The organism is Pantoea sp. SOD02 (assembly GCF_024707505.1).
Taxonomy (GTDB): domain Bacteria; phylum Pseudomonadota; class Gammaproteobacteria; order Enterobacterales; family Enterobacteriaceae; genus Pantoea; species Pantoea symbiotica.
Window position 1 is genome coordinate 1228227 of the sequence record NZ_CP102604.1, and the last position, 23071, is coordinate 1251297.

Below are 23071 nucleotides of genomic sequence, written 5' to 3' on the forward strand. Positions count from 1 at the left end.
ATGACGACCCTACAAAAGTGAGGTGATTTTGTAGGGTGCGCATTAATGCGCACCTGGCTTGAGGATATTGAATCAGTGCAGAATCTTCGCCAGGAAGTCTTTGGCACGATCGGATTGCGGGTTGTTAAAGAAGTCATCCTTATTGGTGTCTTCGATAATTTTCCCTTCATCCATAAAGATCACGCGGTTGGCAACTTTGCGCGCAAAGCCCATCTCATGCGTCACCACCATCATGGTCATGCCTTCATTCGCCAGCTCAACCATCACGTCCAACACTTCGTTGATCATTTCAGGATCAAGCGCTGATGTCGGCTCATCAAACAGCATCGCCACTGGATCCATACACAACGCACGCGCGATTGCCACGCGCTGCTGCTGACCACCAGAAAGCTGACCCGGAAACTTATCCGCGTGCGCAGAGAGCCCAACGCGTTTTAGCAGGCCTTGTGCTTTCTCACGCGAGGCCGCTTTATCACGCTTCAGCACTTTAACCTGCGCCAGCGTCAGGTTCTCAATGATGCTGAGATGCGGGAACAGCTCAAAGTGCTGGAACACCATGCCGACTTTGCTGCGCAGTTGAGCAAGGTTGGTTTTTTTGTTGTTCACTTCGGTGCCGGTCACCTGAATGCTGCCCTTTTGAATCGGCTCCAGGCCGTTCACGGTTTTAATCAGCGTTGATTTACCTGAGCCAGACGGACCGCAGACCACCACCACTTCACCTTTTTTCACTTCGGTGGAGCAGTCGGTCAGCACCTGAAAGTGCCCATACCACTTTGAAACATTTTTCAGGCTAATCATTTAAACCGTCCTCTTTCTTTTCAGATAGGTAACCAACAGCGAAGCGCTCAGGCTGATCACGAAGTAGACCAGACCAGCAAACAAAATCATTTCAACCTGGGTTCCGTCACGCTCACCAATGGTTGACGCGGTGCGGAAGAAATCAGCCAGGCTCAGTACATAGACCAGCGAGGTATCCTGGAACAGCACGATGCCCTGGGTTAGCAGCAGCGGCACCATGGCGCGGAACGCTTGCGGCAGCACGATCAGTTTCATCGATTGCCAGTGCGTCATGCCGAGCGCCAACGCGGCATTGGATTGCCCACGTGAGATGCTCTGAATACCGGCACGGATGATTTCCGAATAGTACGCCGCTTCAAAGAGCGCAAATGCCACCATGGCGGAAATCAGGCGGATATCCGATTTAGGCGATAAGCCCAGCACCTGCTGCAGGAACGCGGGCACAACCAGATAAAACCACAGCAGCACCATCACCAAGGGTACGGAGCGGAACAGGTTGACGTACAGCTTGGCAAACCAGCGCACCGGCGCGATCGGCGACAAACGCATCACCGCCAAAATCGTGCCCCAGATAATGCCAAACACCACGGCAATCGCGGTGATCTTGAAGGTGATGATTAACCCATTCCATAAGTAAGGCAGGCTGGGAACAATCGAACTCCAGTCAAACTCGTACATTATTTGCCTCCCATATTGCCAGGCAGGCGAATTTTGCGTTCTACCACACTCATAATCAGCATGATCACCAGGTTAATGCCGACGTACGCCAGAGTGATGGCGGTAAAGGATTCATAGGCATGCGCGGAGTAATCCAGCAGCTTGCCGGCCTGCGCCGCCATATCCACCAAACCGATGGTCGAGGCGATCGCCGAGTTCTTCACCAGGTTAAGCATTTCCGAAGTCATCGGCGGCACAATCACGCGATACGCATTCGGCAACAGCACATAGCGGTAGGTTTGCGGCAGCGTCAGGCCCATCGCTAAACCCGCATTTTTCTGACCACGTGGCAGCGACTGAATCGCTGCGCGCACCTGTTCACAGACGCGCGCAGCGGTGAACAAGCCCAGACAGATAGTTGAAGAGAGGAAGAACTGAATGTTTGGATCCAGCTCAGACTTAAACCACATCCCCAGCTTTTCGCCCACCAGTTCTGGCGCCACCAGATACCAGAAGAAGAACTGCACAATCAGCGGGATATTACGGAATAGCTCCACGTAGCAGGTGCCAATCGCCGCCAGCAGGCGGTTGGGCACGGTACGCAGAATGCCAAATAAGGAACCTACCAGGAAGGCGATAATCCAGGCGCAGCAGGACACCGCAATGGTGACCTGAAAACCGGACCACAGCCAGCCGAGGTAAGTCGTATTGCCGAACGGGGCCTGTTCAAGAAAAATGCCCCAGTTCCAATCGATACCCATAACGAGCTCCGGTAAAAAAAGGGTAGCGAGGCTACCCATAAGATTGTTGAGCGGTGTCTTGCATCCTGCTTCAGGGGAACGGCCTGTTACAGTCTGTCTGTCCGCACCGCATGTTCAGCAATCGAGAGGGCAGCGGGGCTGCCCTTGTTGTCGTTGTTAATTCAGAGTGCTTTGTCGTTCGGTGCTTTGAACAGGGCCTGCATATCGCTTGAGAGTTCGAAGTTCAGGTTCAGATTCTTTGGTGGAATCGGCTGTTTGAACCAGGTTTCAAACCATTTTGAGGCTTCGCCAGAGGTCTGCGCTTTAGCAATGGTTTCATCCATCAGCTGTTTGAACTGTGGATCCTGATTGCGCAGCATGCAGCCGTAAGCTTCTTTCGACTGCGGTGTACCCACGATGTCCCAGTTGTCTGGCTTCTTGGCTTTGGCACGTTCACCCGCCAGCAGCGCGTCATCCATCATGAAGGCCACAGCACGACCGGTTTCCAGCGTACGGAAAGAATCGCCATGGTCTTTCGCGCTGATGATGCGCATATCCATTTTCTGCTCGTCGTTCAGCTTGTGCAGCAGAACTTCAGAAGTGGTACCGGAGGTCACGACAACGGTTTTGCCCTTCAGATCTGGGAAATCTTTGATGTCGCCGCCTTTTTTCACCAGCAGACGCGTACCGATGATAAATACGGTGTCAGAGAATGCCGCTTGCTTCTGGCGTTCCAGGTTGTTAGTGGTAGAACCGCACTCAAAATCGTAAGTCCCGTTCTGCAACAGTGGAATACGGTTCTGCGAGGTAATCGGCAGCATTTTAATCTGCAAATCAGGCTTATTCAGTTTGGCCTTGATAGCCGCGATGATGGCGTTTGAATAATCCTGTGAATAGCCAACCACTTTTTGCTGGTTGTCATAGTAAGAAAAGGGAACTGATGATTCACGATGCCCAACGACGATCACGCCGCTATCATTGATTTTTTTCAGGGTACCAGTGAGATCTTCCGCCTGGGCCGCTCCCGCTGCTGCTCCCAACAGCAAAAGAGATAATGCCACTTTGCGTATCTGCATGTTCCAACTCCTTCGTATGGATGTCGCGCAGAACATAAACTGCGCAGATTGTGATGTTGTGTGTATTTCGTGCTGCTTTTTTAGTTATCCCATAGCGCAACTGCACGCAGGATAGTGATTAACATAGCGAATTGTTAACGCAATGAAACAAAAAAGTTTCTTTTTTGCGAGCCGCTCCGCACCAATAAAAGGCAAAAATTCACCAATGCGCTAATAGAGTGCGCATCATTGCCATAAATTAGTGCGTAAAGGTTGCATTACGCTGACAAAAGCCGATGTTTGCGAAAATCACTGAAATAAGTAGCAATGATCGTGCCAGCACGATGAATAAGTGTAAAAAGCCAGCAGAGAATCGGGGAAAGCACAACGGAAGGAAGAGAAAACAGCGCATAAAAAAGGCGAAGTATTCACTTCGCCTGTTTGCATAGCAGCCTCAACTAGTGGCGACGGCGCAGAATGGCCAACACAATGCCAATCAGCGTCAGCATCCACACCGGCCAGATGCCTGCTTTGGCATAAGGTGTTTCGCCGGTGGTTGGTGTCACTTTGGCTTCAAGTACATCACGGGTGAACTGCGGCAACTCTTTCTGCACCTCACCGTTGGCATTCACCACCGCTGTGACACCGTTATTGGTGGAACGCAGCAACGGACGTCCCAGCTCCAGTGCACGCATGCGCGCCATCTGGAAATGCTGCCACGGCCCGATGGAGTGACCGAACCAGGCATCGTTGGAGATCGTCAACAGGAAGTTAGTATCAGGGCGGAAGTTGGCGCGCACTTGCTCACCCAGCACGATCTCATAGCAGATAGCGCTGGTCAGGTTATAACCCGACACTTTGAGCTGCGGCTGGACATAGGCGCCACGGCTGAAAGAGGACATCGGCAAATCGAAAAACGGCGCCAGCGGACGCAGCAACTCTTCCAGCGGCACAAACTCACCAAATGGCACCAGGTGATTCTTCTGATAGCGGTTCTGGCTCTGATAGCTGTAAGGCTGCTCGCCACCCAGCACAATCACAGAGTTGTAATCGTGATAACGATTATCGCCTTCTACGCGTGAATCCACGATACCGGTAATCAGTGAGCTGCCGCGTGCACGCAGGTCTGCATCCAGCGCCCGCAGGAACGGTTGCTGGTTGCTTTCCAGATCGGTAATTGCTGATTCGGGCCAGATAATGATCGGTGCTTTGCCGATAAACGGCTGGCTGTATGAGGTGTAAACGCGCAGCGTGTTCAGCAGTTGCTGCGGATCCCACTTCATCGACTGAGGAATATTGCCTTGCACCATCGCAACATCAACGCTGCGTTCCGGCAGCGGTTGATACCACTGCAACATGCGCAGCGGCCACGGCAATAACAGCAGTAACGCGGCGGCAATCAAACTTTTCACAGTACGATGATGCAGTGCGTGCACCAGCAGACCCGCGATCACCATCAACAGGAAAGTAATGGTTTCCACACCGGCCAGCGGCGCGAGGCCTTTTAGCGGACCATCGATCTGGCTGTAGCCAAACTGCAGCCACGGAAAACCGGTGAGCACCCAACCGCGCAGGAACTCGCTAATCTGCCACAGTGCTGGTGCCGCTAAAGCCAAACGCCAGATTGTGGCGCGCGGCCAGAAACGGTTGAGCACGATGGCAAACAGCATTGGATAAAGCGACAGATAGGCTGCCAGCAGAATCACCAGGAAGATGTTCACCGGGCCGGGCATGCCGCCAAAGGTGGCGATGCTGACGTAAACCCAGTTGATACCGCTGCCAAACAGTCCAAAGCCCCAAACAAAGCCGATCGCTGCTGCCTGCGCAGTGCGGCGTTCCAGCAGCAACAGTTGCAGACCAAACAGCGAAATTAACGCTGCGGGCCAGAAATCGTAGGGGGAAAAGGAAAGGGTGCCAATGGCACCCGTAATTAACGCCAGCAGCAGGCGAACCCGCTGCTGCGAGTAAAGAGAGGCTAAAGCCATAAAATTATTCGTCTTCCAGTTGCGGTTGTGGTGAGTCTTCCGGAATTTTTACATGCACCTGGATGATACGGCGGCTGTCAGCCATGGCGACTTTGAACTGATAGCCATCAATGACAATACTTTCGCCGCGAGCGGGAAGGTGGCCGAATCCCTGCATGACCAATCCGCCAATGGTATCGACTTCGTCATCGCTGAAATCGGTGCCAAAGACCTCATTAAAATCTTCAATTTGCGTTAAGGCGCGCATGGTATAGGTGTAACGATTGAGCTGGCGGATATCACGATCTTCTTCATCGTCATACTCATCTTCAATTTCGCCGACAATCAGCTCAAGAATATCTTCAATGGTCACCAGACCCGAAACGCCACCAAATTCATCAATGACAATCGCCATGTGATAACGCTGCGAGCGGAACTCCTTCAGCATGCGATCGACGCGCTTGCTTTCAGGTACCACTACAGCGGTGCGCAGCACTTTTTCGATGCTGAACGGCTCAGACGCGCTGGCCATAAACGGCAGCAGGTCTTTGGCCATCAAAATGCCTTCAACGTGATCTTTGTCTTCGCTGATCACCGGGAAGCGTGAGTGCGCAGATTCAATAATCACCGCAAGGCACTCTTCCAGAGTTTGATTGCGTTTCAGGGTGATCATTTGCGAGCGTGGGATCATGATGTCGCGCACGCGCTGTTCGGCAATATCCAGCACCCCTTCGAGCATGTCGCGGGTGTCCTGATCGATCAGCTCTTTTTGCTCAGAATCGCGGATTAACCCCAGCAGTTCATCACGGTTTTTAGGTTCACCGTGAAACAGTTGGTTGATTAACAGGGAGAAAAATCCCTTTTTACTACTGGGTGCGTCGCTGTTTTGAGAATGGTCGTCGCTCATGGCGTTTTTATTTAGTTCTCTCTAATGAGGGATTGGGGCTGCCGGCATCCGCGCCAGCAGCGCAATAACCTGAACCAGCGGCTCAGGCGTCTTCTTTCTCCGAAATGTACGGATCAGGATAACCAAGAGCAAGCATTATCTCGGTCTCCAGCGCCTCCATCTCTTCGGCTTCTTCATCTTCGATATGGTCGTAACCCAGCAGATGCAGTGTACCGTGCACTACCATATGCGCCCAGTGAGCTTCGACGGTTTTGCCTTGTTCAGCAGCCTCTTGCTCGACAACCTGGCGGCAAATAATCAAATCGCCGAGCAACGGCAGTTCAATTCCCGGCGGTGCTTCAAACGGGAATGACAGCACGTTGGTCGGCTTATCTTTGCCGCGATAAGTCAGATTAAGCTCATTACTCTCAGCTTCATCCACCAGACGAATTGTGACTTCGCTTTCTGGTTGAAACGGCGTTACCGCCGCTTCCAGCCAGCGTTGAAAATCACTCTCTGCCGGCAGATGGTTTTCATCGGCGCAGGCCAGTTGTAAATCAAGAATCACCGCGCTCATGAACGCTCCTGCGGGCTGGTTTGGCTGGCAAGCTGAGCTGCGATAGCTTCGCGTTTGCGCTCTTCTGCCTGTTGATCACGGCGTTTCTGGTCGGCGGTTTCCCAGGCTTCATAAGCATTCACGATGCGTGCGACAACCGGATGACGCACCACGTCTTCGCTGTGGAAAAAGTTAAAGCTAATCTCATCGACTTCTGCCAGCACTTCAATGGCGTGGCGCAGGCCGGATTTGGTGCTGCGCGGCAAGTCAATCTGCGTGATGTCGCCGGTAATGACCGCTTTGGAATTGAAGCCGATACGCGTCAGGAACATCTTCATCTGCTCGATGGTGGTGTTCTGGCTCTCATCGAGAATCACAAAGGCGTCGTTGAGCGTACGTCCGCGCATATAGGCCAGCGGAGCCACTTCAATCACGTTGCGCTCAATCAGCTTCTCTACACGCTCAAAGCCGAGCATTTCGAACAACGCATCGTATAGCGGGCGCAGATAGGGATCGACCTTCTGGCTGAGATCGCCGGGCAGGAAGCCGAGTTTTTCCCCGGCTTCAACCGCCGGACGCGTCAGCAGAATACGGCGAATCTCCTGACGCTCCAGCGCATCCACTGCCGCAGCGACCGCCAGATAGGTTTTACCGGTACCGGCCGGGCCAATACCAAAAGTGATGTCGTGTGCGAAGATATTGGCGATGTACTGCGCCTGATTAGGCGTACGTGGTTTGATCACGCCACGTTTGGTCTTGATGTTCACCGCTTTGCCGAACTCCGGCACGCTCTCAGCGCTCTGTTCCAGCACGCGGCTCTCTTTGATCGCCAGGTGAATCTGGTCCGGTTCGATATCTTTGATCTGACCGCGCATCGGGGCGGTATCAACGTACAGCGTGCGCAGGATATTGACGGCGGCGTCCACGCACAGCGAGCGGCCAGTGAGCGTGAACTGGTTATCGCGGCGTTTGATTTCAAGGCCCAAACGGCGCTCCAGCTGTTTCACATTGTCATCCATCGGACCGCACAAGCTCATCAGTCGTTGGTTATCTGCCGGTTCAAGGGCGATTTCACGCGTTTCGATATTCAAATGAATCCTTAAGGTCACTCAGGGCCAGTTGAAAAAGTGTGCCGGATGCTGAAGAGCAATCTCTCAACATCTTTATGGAATTATTTATGGCGCTACGCCGAGGCGCAAGCTTCAGAAACGATATTTGGGCAGCACTTGTGGAAAGCAAGGGCTTTGGGATGAAACAGGCGACAGCGCGTTGTGCGCTGTCGCTCAACGTTCGAGGTTTCAAGGCTGGAACATGCCGACGCCGATGTCGTTCTCTTTGCGGGTACGAGCAATCACCGAAGCCGGGCTTTCGGCCACACGTAGCGCCATTTGATCTTCGGTGCGCACCAGCACGCCGCGCAGGGAACTGGCATAGACATCAACAATTTCGACATCAACAAACTTACCGATCATCTCAACCGGCGCTTCGAAGTTCACCACGCGGTTATTATCGGTGCGGCCGGTCAGCTCCATCACATTCTTACGTGAAATGCCCTCTACCAACACGCGCTGTGTGGTGCCCAGCATGCGGCGGCTCCACGCCATCACCTGCTGATTGATGCGGTCCTGCAGAATGAAGAGGCGCTGCTTTTTTTCCTCTTCTGTCACATCGTCGGGCAGATCGGCGGCCGGCGTGCCTGGACGCATGGAGTAGATAAAGCTGAAGCTGACATCGAAATTCACTTCGCCAACCAGCTTCATTGTCTGCTCAAAATCCTGCTGGGTTTCGCCGGGAAAACCGATGATGAAATCCGAGCTCAGCTGGATATCTGGACGCGCGGCTTTCAGCTTGCGGATAATCGCTTTGTACTCGAGTGCGGTGTGCGCGCGCTTCATCAGCGTCAGGATGCGGTCCGAACCGCTCTGTACCGGCAGGTGCAGAAAACTCGCCAGCTCTGGCGTATCGCGGTAAACCTCAATGATGTCATCGGTGAATTCAATCGGATGGCTGGTGGTGAAGCGAATTCGGTCAATGCCATCGATCGCCGCCACTAAGCGCAGCAATTCAGCAAAGGTGCAGATATCGCCATCAAAAGTGGCACCGCGATAGGCGTTGACGTTCTGGCCCAGCAGGTTAACTTCACGCACGCCCTGAGCGGCAAGCTGAGCGATTTCCAGCAGAATATCGTCGCTTGGACGGCTGACTTCCTCGCCGCGCGTGTAAGGCACCACGCAGAAAGTACAATATTTGTTGCAGCCTTCCATGATCGACACAAAGGCGGTTGGGCCATCGGCGCGCGGTTCTGGCAAGCGATCAAACTTCTCGATTTCCGGGAAGCTGATGTCAACAACCGGGCTTTTACTGCCGCGCACGGTGTTGATCATCTCCGGCAGGCGATGCAACGTTTGCGGGCCAAAGACGATATCGACGTAACTGGCGCGCTGACGCAGGCGTTCGCCTTCCTGCGAGGCGACACAGCCACCCACGCCGATTATCAGATCGGGATTGGTTGTTTTCAGCTTTTTCCAACGGCCTAACAGAGCAAAAACCTTCTCCTGCGCCTTTTCACGGATAGAGCAGGTGTTGAGCAGCAGAACGTCCGCCTCTTCAGCTTCCTCGGTAAGGGTGTAGCCGTGAGTACTGTTCAGCAGATCGGCCATCTTTGATGAATCGTATTCATTCATCTGACAGCCCCAGGTTTTGATGTGCAGTTTTTTGGTCATCGAACTAGCCATTGATTCAAGCGAAGTGCAGGGCGCGTATTGTAATGCTTCGCCTCTGTTGTTACCAGGCTTCACGCATCTGCATCGCATCGCGCGGCTAATTTCCGGTACACTTTAGCTATCAACGTGATGCTGGAAGGCCTCACGGCAAAAAGAAGGATTAGAGTCGATGCAGGATTCACATTTTGATGTGGTGATCGTGGGTGGTGGCATGGTCGGTGCGGCGCTGGCATGTGGCCTGGCGCAGCAGCAGTTTCGCGTGGCGGTGATTGAACGGGCGGAACCCGCAATCTTTGATGCCAGCAGCGAGCCGGATGTGCGCATCTCCGCCATTGGTGCCTCTTCGGTAGCGTTGCTGCTGCAACTGAATGTCTGGCCGCGCGTGCAGGCGATGCGCTGTGCACCTTACCGCCAGCTAGAAACCTGGGAGTGGCAAAACGCGCATGTGAAGTTTGATGCGGCGTCGCTTGGGCTGCCTGAGCTGGGCTTTATGGTGGAAAACAGCGTGCTGCAACGTGCGCTGTGGGAAAAAATGCAGGAAGAGGGCATCACGCTGATCTGCCCGGCGAGTTTACAGGGTTTGCAGCCGCATCGCGCCGGCTGGCATGTGCAACTGGATAATGGTCAAACGCTGGATGCGCGTTTAGTGGTCGGCGCAGATGGCGCCAACTCGCGTGTGCGGCAGTTAGCGGGCATTGGCGTACGGGGTTGGAACTATGCGCAATCCTGCATGCTGATCAGCGTGGAGTGCGAGCAGGATGCTGGCGATTCCACCTGGCAGCAGTTTACGCCACAAGGGCCGCGCGCTTTCCTGCCGCTGTTTGATCGTCGTGCTTCGCTGGTGTGGTACGACGCGCCCGCGCGCATCCGCCAGCTGCAAAGTTTGCCGCTCCAGCAGTTGGAGAAAGAGATCTATGCTCACTTCCCAGCACGTGTTGGGCGCATTCGGGTGAAAACCGCCGCCTCTTTCCCGTTGGTGCGGCGTCATGCCACACGTTATGTGATGCCGGGATTGGCGCTGGTGGGCGATGCGGCGCACACCATCAATCCGCTGGCCGGGCAGGGCGTTAATCTGGGCTATCGGGATGTGGATGCGTTGATCACGACCTTGGTCGAAGCGCGCAACCAGGCTGAACTCTGGTCATCGGACGCTGTGCTGCAGCGCTATCATCGCCAGCGTTATAAAGACAATTTACTGATGCAAGGTGGGATGGATCTGTTCTACTTCGCGTTTAGCAATAAGCTGCCGCCGCTGCGCTTTGCACGTAACCTGGCGCTGATTGCGGCCGAGAATGCCGGAGCGTTGAAACGCAAAGTGCTACGTTACGCATTAGGTTTGTGATCGTAGGGAGCGCATTTATGCGCTCATGATTAATCCCCGAACGCAGAAAACAATAAAGCCCGCATAAGCGGGCTTTATTGTGCAATTTGGCTGGGGTGCAGGGATTCGAACCCCGGAATGCTGGTATCAGAAACCAGTGCCTTACCGCTTGGCGACACCCCAATAGGTGTTTTATCAAATTGTCTTTTTTGGCTGGGGTGCAGGGATTCGAACCCCGGAATGCTGGTATCAGAAACCAGAGCCTTACCGCTTGGCGACACCCCAATAATTTGGTGGCTACGACGGGATTTGAACCTGTGACCCCATCATTATGAGTGATGTGCTCTAACCAGCTGAGCTACGTAGCCTTTGTACTGCTTACTGCGTCCGACGATGGCTGGGATACCTGGATTCGAACCAGGGAATGCCGGTATCAAAAACCGGTGCCTTACCGCTTGGCGATATCCCATTCGTCGACTTTGTATCCACAACATAATCCGGATTGGCTGGGGTACCAGGATTCGAACCTGGGAATGCTGGTATCAAAAACCAGTGCCTTACCGCTTGGCGATACCCCATCCGGCTGCCGAAGACTGAAATGGTGCGGGAGGCGAGACTTGAACTCGCACACCTTGCGGCGCTAGAACCTAAATCTAGTGCGTCTACCAATTTCGCCACTCCCGCAAAAAGATGGTGGCTACGACGGGATTTGAACCTGTGACCCCATCATTATGAGTGATGTGCTCTAACCAGCTGAGCTACGTAGCCATCTTTTTCGCGTAACCTTCATCGGCGTTGCGGGGCGCATTATGCGTATTGAGTCTTGTAGCGTCAACAATTTTTTTGCCGTTTTTCGCCTTAAAACGCCTGTTTGTCTGGCTTGTAACCAGGCTGGTGATTTATTCGGCAAATTTCAAAGGTTGCACGACAGATTGCATAAAAAAGGGGCTCGATTGAGCCCCTTATCTTGTTGAGTAAAAACCTTATTTATAAGCGGACTGATGCACGCCAACGGCACGACCTGATGGGTCATCCATTGATTTGAAGGCTTCATCCCACTCAATCGCTTTAGCCGAAGAACAGGCCACTGATGGACCGCCCGGCACGCACTCTGCGGCGCTGGCAATCGGGAACAACTCTTCAAAGATCTCGCGATACAGATACGCTTCTTTCGAGTTCGGCGTGTTGTACGGGAAGCGGAAGTGCGCAGTAGACAGCTGTTGGTCGGTAATTTGCTTCGCCGCCACTTCTTTCAACGTATCGATCCAGCTGTAGCCAACACCGTCAGAGAACTGCTCTTTCTGGCGCCACGCCACGCTCTCTGGCAGATAAGAAGAGAAGCATTCGCGCAGGATGTGTTTTTCCATCTTGCCGTTGCTGCCGCACAGTTTGTCTGCTGGGTTGATGCGCATCGCCACGTCGAGGAATTTCTTGTCGAGGAAGGGTACACGCGCTTCCACGCCCCAGGCGGACATCGCTTTGTTGGCGCGAGCACAGTCAAACATGTGCAGAGCCAGCAGTTTACGCACGTTCTCTTCGTGGAATTCTTTGGCGTTTGGCGCCTTATGGAAATAGAGGTATCCGCCAAAGACTTCATCTGCACCTTCACCGGACAACACCATTTTGATGCCCATCGCTTTGATCTTACGCGACATTAAATACATCGGCGTAGAGGCGCGAATGGTGGTCACATCATAGGTTTCGATGTGGTAAATCACGTCACGAATCGCATCCAGACCTTCCTGCACGGTGAAATGGATTTCGTGGTGCACGGTGCCGAGATGTTCAGCGACCGATTTCGCGGCTTTCAGATCGGGTGAACCTTCCAGGCCAACCGCGAAGGAGTGGAGCTGCGGCCACCATGCATCGCTTTTATCCGCATCTTCCACGCGTTTTGCAGCAAAGCGTTTGGTCACGGCAGAGATGATGGATGAATCCAGTCCACCAGACAGCAGCACGCCGTAAGGCACGTCAGACATTAGGTGGCTTTTAACGGACTCTTCAAGCGCATGCTTCAGTTCGGCGGCATCCGTGGTGTTGTGCTCAACGGCGGAATATTCCATCCAGTCACGCTGCCAGTAACGACGGATTTCACCATCGGCGCTCGACATGTAGCTTCCCGGCGGGAACTCTTTGATGCTGCGGCACACCGGCACCAGCGCTTTCATCTCGGAAGCGACATACAGGTTGCCGTGCTCGTCGTTGCCCATATACAGCGGGATAATGCCGATGTGATCGCGGCCAATCAGATATTGTTGCTTCACGCTGTCCCACAGGATGAAGGCGAACATGCCTTGCAGTTCGTCGAGGAATTCGACGCCTTTTTCCTGATACAGCGCGAGGATAACTTCACAGTCAGAACCGGTCTGGAAAGCGTAACGATCGCTTAATTCAGCACGCAGCGCCTGATGGTTGTAAATTTCGCCGTTAACAGCCAGTACGTGGGTGTGGTCAGCGTTATACAGCGGCTGTGCGCCGTTGTTAACGTCAACAATCGACAGACGCTCATGCACCAGAATGGCTTTATCATCTGCATAAACACCTGACCAATCCGGGCCGCGATGACGCATCAGACGAGAAGATTCCAGCGCTTTCTTGCGCAGCTCAATAGGATCGCTTTTCAGATCCAGCACACCAAAAATTGAACACATAACTGACTCCTGATCTCACCTTGTGGCGAAGTTATTTCTACGTTTGTCCGGCAGCCTTGACTGCGTGATGCATAAGAAAATGCGCTAAATGGTGGTGTTAGCGCAAGCAAAATTGCGATTCTTTGATAAAAAGAATGTTGATGAGCGAGTAATATTGAATATTATTCAATTAATACGTGGTTATTTTAGATGGTATCTAATGAAATGGCATTTTTGTTCGTTTTGTGGTCATGCCGTGAGCAACAAAGTCAGTCTTAACCCCAGAAAAAACAAAAGCCCTGCATGAGCAGGGCTATAAGAAGAGGTGATGGCTGGAATCAGAACAGGTCGATATCGGCAACCGAAGGATAAATCCAATCCGGGCGGAAAGGCATCGCATCAATATCACTCAGCGTTGATACGCCAGACAGCACCAGAATGGTTTCCAGACCTGCCTGGAAGCCGGCCAGAATGTCTGTACGCAGGTTATCGCCAACGATGGCCGTCTCTTCCGAATGCGCATGCATCTTGTTTAACGCCGCGCGCATGATGTACGGACTCGGCTTGCCGACATAAAACGGTTTACGGCCGGAGATGGTTTCGATGCCAGCGCAGAGCGCTCCGCACGCCGGAACAAAGCCGCGCGCGTGGGTATCGGGATTGGTGGCGATAAAACGTGCGCCATTGGCCACGAAGAAAGCAGCTTTATGCATCATTTCCCAATTGAAGGAGCGCGTTTCACCGACGATGACGAAATCTGGATTGACATCAGTAATGGTGAAGCCGGCTTTATACAGCTCATGAATCAGCGCACCTTCACCAATCACGTAGGCTTTTTTCCCTTCCTGGCGGCGCAGGAAATCGGCGGTGGCCATCGCCGAGGTGTAAAACACCGAATCGGGTACGTCAATGCCGGCGTTGGCAAAACGGTTCGCCAGATCCAGCGCGGTTTGTGAAGGATAGTTGGTTAACACTACCAACGGCATATCCTTCGCCAGAATGCGCTGCAGAAATTCGTTCGCGCCGGGAACGGCGGTATTGTCGTGCATCAACACGCCGTCGATGTCACAGATTACGCTTTTAATCGTCATAAATTGCATCCGGTCGGGCCCGCTAAACAAGCAGGCTAGTGATTACTCTTCCAGCAGATGTTGCAGCAAAATGCCATTCAGCATAGCGCGTTTTGCCAGCGCAAAGGCACCAATCGCCGAGCGATGATCGAGCTCGGAACGCACCACCGGCAAGTTTTTACGGAAAGCGGGAAGCGTCTGCGTATTAATGCACCCTTCAATGGCAGGAAACAGCACTTTATCGGCTTCAGTGATTTCACCGGCCAACACCACTTTTTGTGGATTGAACAAGTTGATGGCGATAGCAATCGCCTTTCCTAAATAGCGGCCGACATACTCAATCACTTCACACGCCAGCGCGTCGCCGTGGTTAGCGGCGCGGCAAATCTGTGGCATCAGGCAGTCATTCAAGGTTAATGAACTGGGATAGCCTTGATTGAGAAGGTGACGCACGCGGTTTTCAATCGCGCCATTCGCTGCAATGGTTTCCAGACAGCCAAAGTTGCCGCAGTGGCAACGTTCACCCAACGGATCGACCTGAATATGGCCAATCTCGCCGACGTTACCGTTACTGCCGAGGAAAATATGGCCGTTGGCGATGATTCCGGCACCGGTTCCGCGGTGTAGACGCACCAGAATGGAGTCTGCGCAATCGCGACTTGCACCGAAGTAGTGCTCGGCCAGCGCCAGGCTGCGAATGTCATGGCCCACAAAGCTGGTGACGTTAAAGCGTTTTTTCAGGCTGGAAACCAGCGGCCAGTGACTTACCGCGATGTGCGGCATATAGCGAATGATGCCGTTAATGGGATCAACCAAACCAGGCAGAATCACCGAGATGGCAATTAGTTCATGAATCTTCCGCTGATGCGCCGCCATAAAGGCGCTGATGGCATTGAACAGCGCATTCTCCAGCGTTTCCTGCGTGCGCTCCGGCAGCGGATAATCTTCCTGCGCCAGCGATTTCCCACTCAGATCAAACAGCGTCAACGTCGCGTCATTACGTCCTAAGCGCACGCCGATAGTATGAAAATGACGGGTTTCAGTGATGATGGAGATGGCGCGGCGCCCACCGGTGGAGGCTTGTTGCTCCACCTCTTTGATGAGGCCGCGCTCGATGAGCTGGCGGGTAATTTTAGTGACACTGGCGGGCGCAAGCTGGCTGTGTTCGGCAATCTGAATGCGCGAAATCGGCCCTTGTTGATCGATTAGCCGATAGACGGCAGCACTATTGAGTTGTTTAACAAGATCAACATTTCCTATTTGAGACTGGCCGCCAGTGGTCATTCAATGCTTACTCGCTGAGGACGTTGTCTCCGTTGACGAACGTCTTAGTGATTTGATAATCGCGGGTAAAGACAGTCAGGTTGGCGACTTTTCCTGCTTCGACCGTGCCTAACTGCTTCTCCACACCCATCGCCTGCGCCGGATAGAGCGTTGCCATACGCAGCGCTTCATCAAGAGCGATACCGCAATGTTCAACGCTGTTCTGCACCGCTTCAATCATGGTCAAGGCAGAACCGCTCAGCGTACCGTTCTCGTCCACGCACAGGCCATCGCGATAGTATATTGTTTTGCCTGCAAAAATGAATTGATCAATCGACGCGCCCGCCGGTGCTGTGGCATCCGTAACTAACACCAGTTTGTCGCCTTTAATGCGTTTTGCATTGCGCACATTAGCGTAATGGACATGTAAACCATCCGCAATGATGCCGCAGTATACATCAGGCGAATCAAACAGCGCACCGATCAGACCTGGCTCACGCCCGGCGAAGGTTGGCATAGCATTATAAAGATGCGTGGCAAAACTGACGCCCGCGCTGAAGCCGATTTTTGCTTCTTCATAGGTTGCGTTGGAGTGACCGGCTGAAACGATGATGCCGGCATTGCGCAGCTTACGAATCACTTCGCTGCCTGCATTTTCAGGTGCCAGCGTGACTTTAGTGATGACGTCGGCATTGGTGCAGAGGAAATCCACCAACTCGGCGTCCGGCAGGCGAATCAGCTCAGGATTGTGCGTGCCTTTCTTGGCTTTATTCAGCCACGGACCTTCCAGATGCAGGCCAATCGCCTGATTTTGATGCTTCGCCAGATAGGCGCGCATGGTTTCGACGGCGCGTTTCATCAGCGCATCGGTACTGGTAATCAGCGTCGGCAAATAGCTGGTGCAGCCGGATTTCTCGTTGGCGCGCTGCATGATCTCCAGCGTTTCAACGCTCAATGCATTGATGTCATCGTTGAACTGCACGCCGCCGCAGCCGTTGAGCTGCAAATCAATAAAACCAGGAGCGATAAACGCACCAGCCACATCCTGCTGTGCAATTGCCGCGTCCAGGGCATCACGCGGACACACGCGCTCAATCAGGCCATCTGCAATCACAACCGCATGATTGTCCAGAATTTCATGGCCGGTAAAAATCCGGCCGTTCACTAATGCGTACATCGTTTCTCTCTCCCGGCTAGGCCTGCTGCCTGAACGCAGCAGGTTTTGTTACAACGTGTTCTCACACACCTTTCATATTTTCCGCTTCCATTTCGCGGAAATATTTCACGGTTTTCACTTTCAATTCCATGGTTGCTGGCTCGTCACAGACCACGACAGATTTGGCATGCAGCTGCAGGCAGCTGATGGTCCACATGTGGTTGACGTTACCTTCAACCGCCGCCTGCAGCGCTTGCGCTTTCAGATGGCCGGTAACCAGAATCATCACTTCTTCGGCATCCAGCAGCGTACCGACACCGACCGTCAGGGCGTATTTCGGCACCTGATCCACATCACCGTTAAAGAAACGTGAGTTTGCGATGCGCGTGTCGTGCGTCAGGGTTTTGATGCGGGTACGTGAGGAGAGTGAAGAAGCCGGTTCGTTAAAGGCGATGTGACCATCGTTGCCTACGCCACCCATAAACAAGTTAATTTTGCCGTAAGCGCGGATCTTCTCTTCGTATTGGCGACATTCTGCGTCAATATCTTCGGCATTGCCATTCAGAAGATTGATATTTTTCGGTTGAATATCAACGTGATCGAAAAAATTACGGTACATGAAGCTGTGGTAACTTTCAGGATGCTCTTTTGGCAGGCCAACGTACTCGTCCATATTGAAGGTGACAACGTGCTCGAAACTAACCTGGCCCGCTTTGTGCATGTCGATCAGGTGCTTGTAAGCTTCCAGCGGTGTTCCACCGGTTGGCAGGCCCAGCACGAAAGGACGTTCTGCGCTAGGCTTAAACGCATTAATGCGGTTAACAATGTGGCGTGCAGCCCATTTACCCACTTGGGTCGGTGTGGCCAAAGGGATCAGTCTCATGTCTTCACCTCAATTAAGATTGGAAATGTGGAGTTGCCGTTTCTCTGACAGTTTTCTGCCTTTAAGCGTAATGCGTTTAAGAGTAGCCATCCGGGAAAAGTGCGACTCGATATTTTTCATCATAAAATAAGTTTGTGGTGCTGGCTAGCATTTCGCATTATCAAACCACCATTTTGGTGATTAAAGTCACAGTTGTAGTGGTTTTAATTTGCGAGGCGAATTAATTTGTCTTTACACTGCGCCTCGTGGTGAAAAGTGTCATCAAGGTACCGGGCGACGGGATAATAAAATCAACCTGCGCCACGGCAAAACGCCAGTCTCATAGGGGGAGAATAAGGTGAGTGTATTAGGATATCTGCAAAAGGTCGGCCGCGCGCTTATGGTGCCGGTAGCGACTCTGCCGGCAGCGGCAATCTTGATGGGTGTCGGATATTGGATCGATCCAGATAGCTGGGGCGCAGGTAATGCGCTGGCGGCACTGCTGATCAAATCCGGTTCGGCGATCATCGACAACATGTCCGTGCTGTTTGCCATTGGTGTGGCATACGGTATGTCAAAAGATAAAGATGGTGCAGCAGCGTTAACCGGTTTCGTCGGCTTCCTGGTGGTGACCACACTCTGTTCACCGGCTGCGGTAGCGATGATTCAGAAAATACCGGTGGAGCAAGTTCCTGCCGCCTTCGGTAAAATTAATAACCAGTTTGTTGGTATCCTGGTGGGGATTCTCTCTGCTGAGGTTTATAACCGCTTCAGCCATGTTGAGCTGCCGAAAGCGCTGTCGTTCTTCAGCGGCCGCCGTCTGGTGCCGATCCTTGTTTCCTTCCTGATGATTGTCGTCGCCTTCGTGCTGATGTACATCTGGCCGATCATTTTCGGTGGACTGGTAAGCTTTGGTGAACATATCCAGAAAATGGGTTCAATCGGTGCGGGCGTCTACGCCTTCTTTAACCGTCTGCTGATTCCTGTTGGTCTGCATCACGCACTGAACTCGGTATTCTGGTTCGACGTTGCTGGCATTAACGATATTCCTAAATTCCTCGGCGGCGCGCAGTCTATCGCTGAAGGTACCGGTATCCCAGGCATCACCGGTCGTTATCAGGCGGGCTTCTTCCCAATCATGATGTTTGGTCTTCCAGGTGCAGCGCTGGCAATTTACCACTGCGCCCGCCCAGAAAACCGCGCCAAAGTCGGCGGTATCATGCTGGCGGCGGCTTTTGCAGCCTTCTTTACCGGTATCACCGAACCGCTGGAATTCTCCTTCATGTTCGTGGCACCGGTGCTGTATGTGATTCACGCGGCACTGACCGGTCTTTCAGTGTTCATCGCCGCGAGCATGCAGTGGATTGCCGGTTTCGGCTTCAGTGCGGGTCTGGTGGATATGGTACTGTCAACGCGTAACCCGCTGGCGGTGCACTGGTGGATGCTGATCCCACAAGGTTTGGTGTTCTTCGTTATCTACTACGCGGTGTTCCGCTTCACCATCAAGAAATTCAACCTGATGACGCCGGGCCGCGAACTCTCTGCGGGCGATGAAACCGATGGTTATGACGTAAATGTCGATAACAGCGGCAGCGGTGAAAGCCAAACAGAATCTCTGGCACGTCGTTACATTGCGGCTGTGGGTGGCTCAGAAAACCTGACCCACATCGATGCCTGCATCACTCGTCTGCGTCTGAACGTTAAAGATTCTGCGCAGGTTAATGAAGGTGTGGCTAAGCGTCTCGGTGCTTCCGGTGTGATTCGTCTGAACAAGCAGAGCGTGCAGGTTATCGTCGGTACCCAGGCAGAAAGCATTGCGATGGCCATGAAAACTGTCCTGAGCAAAGGCCCGGTTGCGGCATCCGCTGCCGCGTCAACGGCTGCGCCTGCTGCTGAAGTAAAACCTCAGGCCGTGCTGAACAGTGAAAAAGCCGTGATTGCCACGCTGCTGGCGCCGGTAACCGGTGACATTGTTGCGCTGGAAAATGTGCCTGACGAAGCGTTCGCCAGCAAGGCAGTCGGCGATGGTCTGGCGATCAAACCAACCGGTAAAACCGTGGTTGCGCCAACCGCCGGAACCGTGGTGAAGATCTTCAATACCAACCATGCGTTCTGCCTCGAAGCGGAAAACGGTGTCGAGATCGTCGTGCACATGGGTCTGGATACGGTGGCACTGGAAGGTAAAGGCTTCACGCGTCTGGTTGAAGAGGGTGCAACGGTCACTGCAGGCCAGCCAATCCTGGAAATGGATCTGGACTTCCTCAATGCCAACGCCCGCTCGATGATCAGTCCGGTTGTGGTCAGCAATAGCGATGATTTCGCTGGTTTGAATTTACTGGCAACCGGTTCAGTGGTTGCAGGCCAAACCCCGCTGTACGAGGTTAAAGGCTAAGTCCTTGTGATTGAGCCAGAAGGCAGGAAGCGATTCCTGCCTTTTTTGTTTTAAAACGACCAACAAACGGTTGTTTCCCTCCTGCGCTTTGTGGATCATACTCCGTTACTTCGTGGTACAAATCACCCGTTATAGTTTTTGAGGATTTTGAGATGAGTGAGGCTGAAGCCCGCCCAACGAACTTTATTCGTCAGATCATCGACGAAGATTTGGCGAGCGGTAAGCACAGCAGTGTGCATACCCGTTTCCCGCCTGAGCCCAATGGTTATCTGCATATTGGCCATGCGAAATCTATCTGCCTGAACTTTGGTATCGCGCAAGATTACCAAGGTCAGTGCAATCTGCGTTTCGACGACACTAACCCAGTAAAAGAAGATCTGGAGTTTGTCGAATCCATTAAGCGTGATGTGCAATGGCTGGGCTTTGAGTGGAGCGGCAACATTCGTTACTCCTCAGACTACTTCGACCAACTGTTCAACTATGCGGTAGAGCTGATCAACAAAGGCCTGGCCTATGTTGATGAACTGTCAGCAGATGAGATCCGTGAATATCGCGGTTCCCTGACGGCGCCGGGCAAAAACAGTCCGTATCGCGATCGCAGCGTGGAAGAGAACTTAGCGCTGTTCCAGAAGATGCGCGATGGCGGTTTCGAAGAGGGCAAAGCCTGTCTGCGTGCCAAAATCGACATGGCTTCCAGCTTCATCGTGATGCGCGATCCAGTGCTGTATCGCATTAAGTTTGCCGATCACCATCAGACTGGCAGCAAGTGGTGCATCTATCCGATGTACGACTTCACCCATTGCATTTCGGATGCGATTGAAGGCATTACCCACTCTCTCTGTACGCTGGAGTTCCAGGATAACCGTCGTCTGTACGATTGGGTGCTGGATAACATCACCATTCCGGTGCATCCGCGTCAGTACGAGTTCTCACGCCTGAATCTGGAATACGCGGTGATGTCGAAGCGTAAACTGACTCAGCTGGTGAGCGAGAAGGTTGTCGAAGGCTGGGACGATCCGCGCATGCTGACCGTGTCTGGTCTGCGTCGTCGTGGTTACAGCGCCGCTTCTATCCGTGAGTTCTGCCGCCGTATTGGTGTGACCAAACAGGACAATATCGTTGAGATGGCTTCACTGGAATCGTGCATTCGTGACGATCTCAATGAAAACGCACCGCGTGCGATGGCCGTAATGGATCCGTTGAAAGTGGTGATCGAGAACCTGCCTGCCGGTCACGAAGAGATCATCAGCATGCCGAATCATCCGAACAAACCGGAGATGGGCACGCGTGAAGTGCCATTCAGCCGTGAAGTGTGGATCGATCGCGCGGACTTCCGTGAAGAAGCCAACAAGCAGTACAAACGTCTGGTGCTGGGTAAAGAAGTGCGTCTGCGTAATGCTTACGTGATCCGTGCCGAACGTGTGGCGAAGGATGATGAAGGCAATATCACCTGCATCTATTGTACCTGCGACGTTGATACGCTGAGCAAAGATCCGGCCGATGGCCGTAAAGTGAAAGGCGTTATCCATTGGGTTTCTGCAATTCACGCGCTGCCAGCGGAATTCCGCCTGTACGATCGTCTGTTCAGTGTGCCAAATCCGGGCGCGGCGGAGGATTTCCTCACCACCATCAACCCGAGTTCACTGGAAATCAAGCAGGGCTTCGTTGAGCCAGGTTTGCGTGCAGCCGATCCAATGGCACCGTACCAGTTCGAACGCGAAGGCTATTTCTGTGCTGATAGCGTCTATTCACAGCCATCCAAACTGGTGTTTAACCGCACCGTTGGTTTACGTGATACCTGGGCAAAAATCGGCGATTAATACATTTTGTCGCTAGCACGATAAGATCATGAAAGGGCGAGCAATCGCCCTTTTTTATTGTCTCGATTTAACCAGATACGACCTTTTATGCTGCCCGCTGCAATTAGCCTTTAATTCCTTATTTGCGACTATTCTGACTTTAGCAAAATTAAACCATTTGCCAGTGTGAAAAACTTTTTTTCAGGTAGGCTATGCGCTCTCAGCCGTTGCTCTGCGGGTAATCAAAGGATAAAAAATGACAAGTCTCGCCCTGGAAGCCAAACATAGCGTGGTGGTTTTACATCAGCTTATCGAACGTATTTTCAATCAGGCAGAAGGCAGTGATGACAGCATTGATCTGTTCTTGTCGTACTTTCATCCCGACTTCAAAATGGTCACGCCACAGGGTAAACAGCTTGATCTTAATGAGATGGAAACACTGTTTCGCCAGTTGCAGGGGCAGCGTGAAGGAATGCGAATTGCCACCAGTGAGCACGCCATCATTTCGCAGCAAAGCGACGAAGTCACAATTCAGTATCGTGAATTGCAGATGATGAATGGCACCAATCAGACCCGCATTTCTCTGGCGGTACTGGATTGCAGCAGCGCCATTCCGCGCTGGCGCTACTTGCAGGAAACGCTCGTTGCCTGATTTCAGACATAAAAAAACCGGCTTAAGCCGGTTTTTTTATACTGCATAGCACACTCAATTACTTATCGTGGAGCGTATCGTCTTCGCGGCAGTCTCCCAGAGCACAGTGACCATACAGGTACAGGCTGTGGTTGCTAAGCTTGATGCCGTGGCGAGTGGCAATTTCACGCTGACGCGTTTCGATTGATTCATCGCTGAATTCGATAACTTTGCCACAATCCAGGCAGATCAAGTGATCGTGGTGATGTTGCTGAGTCAATTCGAAGACAGATTTGCCGCCTTCAAAGTTATGACGGGTTACGATGCCCGCGTCGTCAAACTGGTTAAGAACGCGATACACCGTTGCCAGACCAATCTCTTCGCCCATATCGATCAGGCGCTTATACAAATCTTCCGCACTGACGTGATGGGACTCGGGGCCGGGTCCCTGAAGCACTTCCAGAATTTTCAGTCTGGGTAGCGTGACTTTCAGGCCAGCCTTCTTCAATGCGGAGTTGTTGTCAGTCATGCGGATATTGTCCTGTTACTTTGCTAGTCACTTGCGGCG

At 52.8% G+C, this 23071-nt stretch carries 19 protein-coding genes and 7 tRNA genes; 4 read left to right on the forward strand and 22 right to left on the reverse strand.

Annotated elements, in window-relative coordinates; translation table 11 throughout:
- Positions 1–72 precede the first annotated feature (72 nt).
- From NR302_RS05650 to miaB, 9 genes are all read right to left on the reverse strand, one after another.
- A complete protein-coding gene (locus NR302_RS05650; RefSeq protein ID WP_008103661.1) occupies positions 73–798 on the reverse strand; it encodes an amino acid ABC transporter ATP-binding protein in 726 nt (241 codons plus the stop codon).
- On the reverse strand, positions 799–1476 hold the full coding sequence (gene gltK / locus NR302_RS05655; RefSeq protein WP_007890689.1) for a glutamate/aspartate ABC transporter permease GltK: 678 nt from the start codon (positions 1474–1476) through the stop codon (positions 799–801).
- Entirely contained in the window at positions 1476–2216 is a 741-nt protein-coding gene (locus NR302_RS05660) for an amino acid ABC transporter permease (protein WP_008103659.1), read from the reverse strand. The genes gltK and NR302_RS05660 overlap by 1 nt, the downstream gene beginning before the upstream one ends.
- Before the next feature lie 161 nt (positions 2217–2377).
- Positions 2378–3271 (reverse strand): glutamate/aspartate ABC transporter substrate-binding protein, encoded by an 894-nt coding sequence (locus NR302_RS05665; RefSeq protein WP_061717387.1) that lies wholly within the window; start codon positions 3269–3271, stop codon positions 2378–2380.
- Positions 3272–3708: 437 nt separating this feature from the next.
- Complete coding sequence (gene lnt, locus NR302_RS05670; RefSeq protein WP_258144758.1) at positions 3709–5235, reverse strand: apolipoprotein N-acyltransferase; 1527 nt, start codon at positions 5233–5235, stop codon at positions 3709–3711.
- Between the two features lie 4 nt (positions 5236–5239).
- On the reverse strand, positions 5240–6121 hold the full coding sequence (gene corC, locus NR302_RS05675; protein ID WP_008103653.1) for a CNNM family magnesium/cobalt transport protein CorC: 882 nt from the start codon (positions 6119–6121) through the stop codon (positions 5240–5242).
- Between the two features lie 82 nt (positions 6122–6203).
- Positions 6204–6677: an rRNA maturation RNase YbeY gene (ybeY, locus tag NR302_RS05680; protein WP_008103651.1), complete on the reverse strand. Its 474-nt coding sequence runs from the start codon at positions 6675–6677 to the stop codon at positions 6204–6206.
- Complete coding sequence (locus tag NR302_RS05685; RefSeq protein ID WP_008103649.1) at positions 6674–7747, reverse strand: PhoH family protein; 1074 nt, start codon at positions 7745–7747, stop codon at positions 6674–6676. Before NR302_RS05685 ends, ybeY begins: the two co-directional genes overlap by 4 nt.
- 207 nt (positions 7748–7954) lie before the next feature.
- On the reverse strand, positions 7955–9379 hold the full coding sequence (gene miaB / locus NR302_RS05690) for a tRNA (N6-isopentenyl adenosine(37)-C2)-methylthiotransferase MiaB (RefSeq protein WP_258144759.1): 1425 nt from the start codon (positions 9377–9379) through the stop codon (positions 7955–7957).
- 169 nt (positions 9380–9548) lie between these two features.
- Here miaB and ubiF point away from each other — a divergent pair, with 169 nt between their 5' ends.
- Positions 9549–10721: a 3-demethoxyubiquinol 3-hydroxylase gene (gene ubiF, locus NR302_RS05695; RefSeq protein ID WP_258144760.1), complete on the forward strand. Its 1173-nt coding sequence runs from the start codon at positions 9549–9551 to the stop codon at positions 10719–10721.
- An 87-nt stretch (positions 10722–10808) separates the two neighbouring features.
- Here the strand turns inward: ubiF and NR302_RS05700 are convergent.
- From NR302_RS05700 to nagB, 12 genes are all read right to left on the reverse strand, one after another.
- Positions 10809–10883: transfer RNA gene (locus NR302_RS05700), tRNA-Gln, on the reverse strand.
- Between the two features lie 27 nt (positions 10884–10910).
- Positions 10911–10985, reverse strand: a tRNA-Gln gene (locus tag NR302_RS05705).
- Between the two features lie 6 nt (positions 10986–10991).
- Positions 10992–11068, reverse strand: a tRNA-Met gene (locus NR302_RS05710).
- Between the two features lie 26 nt (positions 11069–11094).
- Positions 11095–11169, reverse strand: a tRNA-Gln gene (locus tag NR302_RS05715).
- A gap of 34 nt (positions 11170–11203) precedes the next feature.
- Positions 11204–11278, reverse strand: a tRNA-Gln gene (locus NR302_RS05720).
- Between the two features lie 21 nt (positions 11279–11299).
- Positions 11300–11384, reverse strand: a tRNA-Leu gene (locus NR302_RS05725).
- A 7-nt stretch (positions 11385–11391) separates the two neighbouring features.
- Positions 11392–11468 (reverse strand) — tRNA-Met (locus NR302_RS05730).
- A gap of 215 nt (positions 11469–11683) precedes the next feature.
- On the reverse strand, positions 11684–13351 hold the full coding sequence (gene asnB, locus NR302_RS05735; protein WP_258144761.1) for an asparagine synthase B: 1668 nt from the start codon (positions 13349–13351) through the stop codon (positions 11684–11686).
- 317 nt (positions 13352–13668) lie between these two features.
- Entirely contained in the window at positions 13669–14421 is a 753-nt protein-coding gene (locus NR302_RS05740; protein ID WP_258144762.1) for an HAD-IIA family hydrolase, read from the reverse strand.
- Positions 14422–14463: 42 nt separating this feature from the next.
- The gene (locus NR302_RS05745) at positions 14464–15684 is read right to left on the reverse strand and encodes an N-acetylglucosamine repressor (RefSeq protein ID WP_137385370.1); all 1221 of its coding nucleotides are present in this window, start codon (positions 15682–15684) and stop codon (positions 14464–14466) included.
- Between the two features lie 7 nt (positions 15685–15691).
- Complete coding sequence (gene nagA, locus NR302_RS05750; RefSeq protein WP_008107041.1) at positions 15692–16840, reverse strand: N-acetylglucosamine-6-phosphate deacetylase; 1149 nt, start codon at positions 16838–16840, stop codon at positions 15692–15694.
- A gap of 61 nt (positions 16841–16901) precedes the next feature.
- Entirely contained in the window at positions 16902–17702 is an 801-nt protein-coding gene (gene nagB / locus NR302_RS05755; RefSeq protein WP_061717380.1) for a glucosamine-6-phosphate deaminase, read from the reverse strand.
- A 379-nt stretch (positions 17703–18081) separates the two neighbouring features.
- Here nagB and nagE point away from each other — a divergent pair, with 379 nt between their 5' ends.
- The 3 genes from nagE to NR302_RS05770 all read left to right on the forward strand — a co-directional run bounded on the left by nagE (position 18082) and on the right by NR302_RS05770 (position 22524).
- Positions 18082–20073, forward strand: coding sequence for an N-acetylglucosamine-specific PTS transporter subunit IIBC (nagE, locus tag NR302_RS05760; protein WP_258145161.1), 1992 nt, complete (start codon positions 18082–18084; stop codon positions 20071–20073).
- Positions 20074–20225: 152 nt separating this feature from the next.
- Positions 20226–21893, forward strand: a complete 1668-nt coding sequence (gene glnS / locus NR302_RS05765; protein ID WP_061717379.1) for a glutamine--tRNA ligase — start codon at positions 20226–20228, stop codon at positions 21891–21893.
- 235 nt (positions 21894–22128) lie between these two features.
- Positions 22129–22524 carry a hypothetical protein gene (locus NR302_RS05770; protein WP_258144763.1) on the forward strand — a complete coding sequence of 132 codons (396 nt, stop codon included), beginning with the start codon at positions 22129–22131 and terminating at the stop codon, positions 22522–22524.
- A gap of 58 nt (positions 22525–22582) precedes the next feature.
- On the opposite strand, the gene fur is transcribed toward NR302_RS05770, so the two are convergent.
- Entirely contained in the window at positions 22583–23032 is a 450-nt protein-coding gene (gene fur / locus NR302_RS05775) for a ferric iron uptake transcriptional regulator (protein WP_007890672.1), read from the reverse strand.
- Positions 23033–23071 lie beyond the last annotated feature (39 nt).